4 protein-coding genes are annotated in these 4,537 nt (G+C 57.4%); all 4 read left to right on the forward strand.

The features are described 5' to 3' along the window. Window positions 1-1,521: chaperonin GroEL (gene groL, locus LG30_RS0118730; RefSeq protein ID WP_033132212.1), on the forward strand; the 1,521-nt coding region annotated here is incomplete at its 5' end. Between the two features lie 95 nt (window positions 1,522-1,616). Next, window positions 1,617-2,114: a putative pterin-binding protein gene (locus LG30_RS0118735; protein WP_033132213.1), complete on the forward strand. Its 498-nt coding sequence runs from the start codon at window positions 1,617-1,619 to the stop codon at window positions 2,112-2,114. A gap of 25 nt (window positions 2,115-2,139) precedes the next feature. Then, entirely contained in the window at window positions 2,140-4,071 is a 1,932-nt protein-coding gene (locus LG30_RS0118740) for a putative bifunctional diguanylate cyclase/phosphodiesterase (RefSeq protein ID WP_033132214.1), read from the forward strand. 58 nt (window positions 4,072-4,129) lie between these two features. Next, a complete protein-coding gene (locus LG30_RS0118745) occupies window positions 4,130-4,318 on the forward strand; it encodes a hypothetical protein (RefSeq protein WP_033132215.1) in 189 nt (62 codons plus the stop codon). Window positions 4,319-4,537: the final 219 nt, after the last annotated feature.

A 4,537-nucleotide genomic window follows, 5' to 3' on the forward strand; every position in this document is an offset into this window, starting at 1 on the left:
GTACTGGACAAGTCCTTTGGTGCCCCGACCATCACCAAGGATGGCGTTTCCGTTGCTCGCGAGATCGAGCTGGAAGACAAGTTCCAGAACATGGGCGCCCAGATGGTCAAGGAAGTTGCTTCCAAGGCCAACGACGCCGCCGGTGACGGTACCACCACTGCCACCGTACTGGCGCAAGCCATCGTCAACGAAGGCCTGAAGGCCGTTGCCGCCGGCATGAACCCCATGGATCTGAAGCGCGGTATCGACAAGGCCGTCGTGGCCGCCGTCGCCGAGCTGCAGGCCCTGTCCCAGCCCTGCGCAGACAACAACGCCATCGCTCAGGTCGGTACCATCTCTGCCAACTCCGACGAGAAAGTGGGTGCACTGATCGCCGAAGCCATGGACAAGGTCGGCCGTGACGGCGTGATCACCGTGGAAGACGGTCAGGGTCTGGAAGACGAGCTGGCTGTGGTGGAAGGCATGCAGTTCGACCGTGGCTACCTCTCCCCCTACTTCATCAACAAGCCGGAAACCGGCTCCGTCGAGCTGGATGACCCCTTCATCCTGCTGGTGGACAAGAAGATCTCCAACATCCGCGAAATGCTGCCGGTGCTGGAAGGCGTGGCCAAGGCGGGCAAGCCGCTGCTGATCGTCGCCGAAGACGTGGAAGGTGAAGCGCTGGCGACCCTGGTGGTCAACACCATGCGTGGCATCGTGAAAGTCGCAGCCGTCAAGGCTCCTGGCTTCGGTGACCGTCGCAAGGCCATGTTGCAAGACATCGCCGTGCTGACCGGTGGTACCGTGATCTCCGAAGAAGTGGGCATGGAGCTGGAAAAAGCGACCCTGGAAGATCTGGGCCGTGCCAAGCGCATCGTCATCACCAAAGAGAACACCACCATCATCGATGGCGTGGGTGATGCTGCCCTGATCGAAAGCCGTGTTGCCCAGATCCGTCAGCAGATCGAAGAGACCTCTTCCGATTACGACCGTGAGAAGCTGCAAGAGCGCGTGGCCAAGCTGGCTGGCGGCGTTGCGGTGATCAAGGTCGGTGCTGCCACCGAAGTCGAGATGAAAGAGAAGAAGGCCCGTGTTGACGATGCCCTGCACGCAACCCGCGCCGCCGTGGAAGAAGGTGTGGTTGCAGGTGGTGGTGTGGCGCTGGTACGCGTTGCCGCCAAACTGGCCGGCCTGCGTGGCGACAACGAAGACCAGAACGTGGGTATCAAGGTTGCTCTGCGCGCCATGGAAGCCCCGCTGCGTCAGATCGTGATCAACGCCGGTGAAGAAGCCTCCGTCATCGCCAATGCGGTGAAGAATGGCGAAGGTAACTTCGGCTACAACGCTTACACCGAACAGTACGGCGACATGCTGGCCATGGGGATCCTGGATCCGACCAAGGTAACCCGTTCCGCGCTGCAGTTTGCCTCGTCCATCGCCGGTCTGATGATCACCACCGAGTGCATGATCACCGAACTGCCGAAGAAAGACACTCCTGCCATGCCTGATATGGGTGGCATGGGCGGCATGGGTATGATGTAATCCTGTCGTAGTTATCAAACGGCTCGCATTTGCGGGCCGTTTTTTTTAGCGCTACTAGAATGAGTCTATTGATAGTGAAATCATCTGAGGTGAGCATGCGAAATTTAGGCCTGATTCCATTACTGTTTTCTCTTGTCATGCCGACCATGACATTGGCGATCCCGCAAGGTCCAGTGATCCTCAAGGTGACAGGTAATGTGGATCCCGCTGAACCGGCCGACGGCGAGGTCGCCTTCGACCTGACCATGCTCCAGGCCTTGCCGCAGCATGAGATAGTGACGAGCAACCCCTGGGTGGACAAGCCGCACAAGTATGTGGGACCAAAACTGGCGGACCTGATGACGGCGGTCGGGGCCGAAGGCAAGAGTATTACCCTGACGGCCTTGAACAGTTTCCAGATCCGGGTCAACTGGGATAAGGTCAAACAATATGATCCTATTCTGGCCTGGCAGGACGACGGTATGACCATGCGGGTACGTGACAAGGGACCGCTTTGGTTTATCCTGCCACTGGACAAGCATCCCGAACTCAAGCGCTCTGAATTCACCGACATGATGATCTGGCAACTGAGTTCAATCGATATTCAGCAGTAATGATGATGGCTTGCGGGGGCATGGGTTGAAAACGAAGACCAGGGCTTGGCCCTTACTCGGCGTTCTTTATCTATCCATTCTGTTGTTCACGGGCAGCACTCTGTATTGCCTGGTGCAGATACAAAATGCGACCCGGGTGATGGAGAAGTACACCTACGACGTCTCCTGGGCATTGATGCAGCTCCAACTAGAGCTGGGCCGTTTTCTCAATGCTGTCGAAATTTACCATTACGGCGGTATCGACCATGAGGCGCTGCTGCTGCGCTACGATATCCTCTGGAGCCGGACGCCGATCCTGCTGAGTGGCCAGTTGCGCAAGAGTCTGGCAGACAATCAGAAGACGCTGCGCCTGGTGAAACTGACCGAGAGCAATATCCGGGAACTGGAACCCAAGCTGGCCGATCTCAAGCCCGGCACCCCGGATTACCAGCAGATCATGATGACGCTCGCCCCCCTGCAGGAACCCTTGTCCTACTCTCTCGCCTCCGTCATGCAGAACAACATCAACGTCTATTCGGGCAATGACAAGCGCTTTGGCCAGTTGCGTAACGCCTTGCTGTTTATGGTGTCTGGCCTGGTGATCTCCGTCATCCTGCTCAGCGGTTTGCTGATCCGTGAGGCCAAGCGCCATTTCAGGACGGCCCGAGTCGACCCCCTGACCGGTCTGTCCAACCGACTGGCGTTGCTGGAGAAAATGGAGTCCTATGTCAGTCGCGATACGCCATTCGGACTGGTGCTGGTCGACATCAATGACTTTCGGGATATCAACAGCAAGTTTGGCTATAACACCGGGGATCTCCTGCTGCGGGAGCTGGCGAGGCGGCTGCGCGCCCTGTGTGAAAATGGGGAGTGGGTCGCCCGCCTTGGCGGCGATCAGCTCGCCATGCTGCAGCGGGAAGGGAGCGATTTGCGCCATGTCAGGGAGTTGGTGGCGAGAGTGCTGCACTCCCTCAAGCAGGACATCCTCATCGATAACTACCCGTTCCGGCTGGAGGTGGGCATTGGCATCGCCTTCTTCCCCATGGACAGCAACCAGACCCAGGAGCTGCTCAGCCGGGCGGAGCAGGCCCTGTCCCACAGTCGTAAGACCCATGTACCTTATGTCATCTATGACAACTCCCTGCTCAACGAGACGGTCCGGCGCAAGCATCTCGCCTCCGACATGGTGATGGCACTGGAGCACAACGCGCTCGAGCTGTATTACCAGCCCATCGTCAACCTGGAGACGGGTCGCTGCGAGGCGGTCGAGGCACTGCTGCGCTGGCGTCATCCCGAACTGGGCTTCATTCCGCCAAACGAAGTAATTCAGGTCGCGGAGGAGTTCCAGCTGGCGGAGAAGCTTGGCAGCTGGATCCTGAATACCGCCTGTGAGCAGCTCCATAAGTGGCAACACTTGGGGCTGGTTGATCTGCAGATGTGCGTCAACATCTCCCCCGGCATGTATCAGCGCAACTTGCTGAAACTGGTGGCCAAAGCCCTGATGGATCACCACATTCCCGCCGCCAGTCTGGTGCTGGAGGTGACCGAGGATACCTCCATGCGCGAGGTGAAGAACTCGCTGCAGCTGATGCAGGATCTTAACCAACAAGGGGTCCAGCTGGCGTTGGATGATTTCGGGACTGGCTACTCTTCTCTGAGCTATCTGCAGAAGCTGCCGGTGAGCAAAGTGAAGATCGACAGATCCTTCATACAGGGAATTGATATCTCCATTGAGGCGGCCGAGTTGGTTGCCAACATCTGTCGCATGGGAACCATGTTGGGCAAGAAGCTGGTGTGCGAGGGCATTGAGACCCAGGGCCAGCTCGATGTGCTGCGCTCGCTGACCGACATCCATCTCTACGGACAAGGCTATCTGTTCAGTCGTCCCGAGCAGGCGGCTAAGGTCTATCAGACCCTGCTGGAGATGGAAGAACGCTGGCTGACGCAACGTGTCCCGGACAAGGCCTATTTGCTCTGAGCGATATCACTCATGTCTGGCGTGTCGTGGCCGATAGAGCTTAGGCAGGAGGTACACAATGGATATTTCTAGCTCTGCATCTATGTCATATGGTTCTGCCTTGATGACGGCCAGTCTGGCGAAAAAGCAGCAGCTTCAGGACGGCGAAACCGCGCTGAAGTTGCTGCAGACTGCCGCCCAACCAGCTCAGGCGCCAGTTACATCGGCGACTGGAGCCTTGGGAAGCAACATCAACATTCACGTTTGACTCTAACGAAAAAGCCCCCATCCATCGATGGGGGCTTTTTTTATTCAGGTGTCCCGTCCTGAATATGGTTTACACCTTTCCCCCCAATAAATGGAGACCCCGATGGGACAAGGTGTGAAACGGACACAGCGCGATTACTCGCTGACTTTTAAATTAGCCGTGGTCGAGCAGATTGAAAAAGGCGAGCTCACCTACAAACAGGCTCAGGCCCGTTATGGC

Origin of the sequence: Aeromonas aquatica, assembly GCF_000764655.1 — a bacterium.
Classification (GTDB): Bacteria; Pseudomonadota; Gammaproteobacteria; order Enterobacterales; family Aeromonadaceae; genus Aeromonas; species Aeromonas aquatica.

Coding starts and splice junctions, on each gene's coding strand:
- LG30_RS0118735 (WP_033132213.1), top strand. CDS start 1,617: ATGCGAAATTTAGGCCTGATTCCATTACTGTTTTCTCTTGTCATGCCG.
- LG30_RS0118745 (WP_033132215.1), top strand. CDS start 4,130: ATGGATATTTCTAGCTCTGCATCTATGTCATATGGTTCTGCCTTGATG.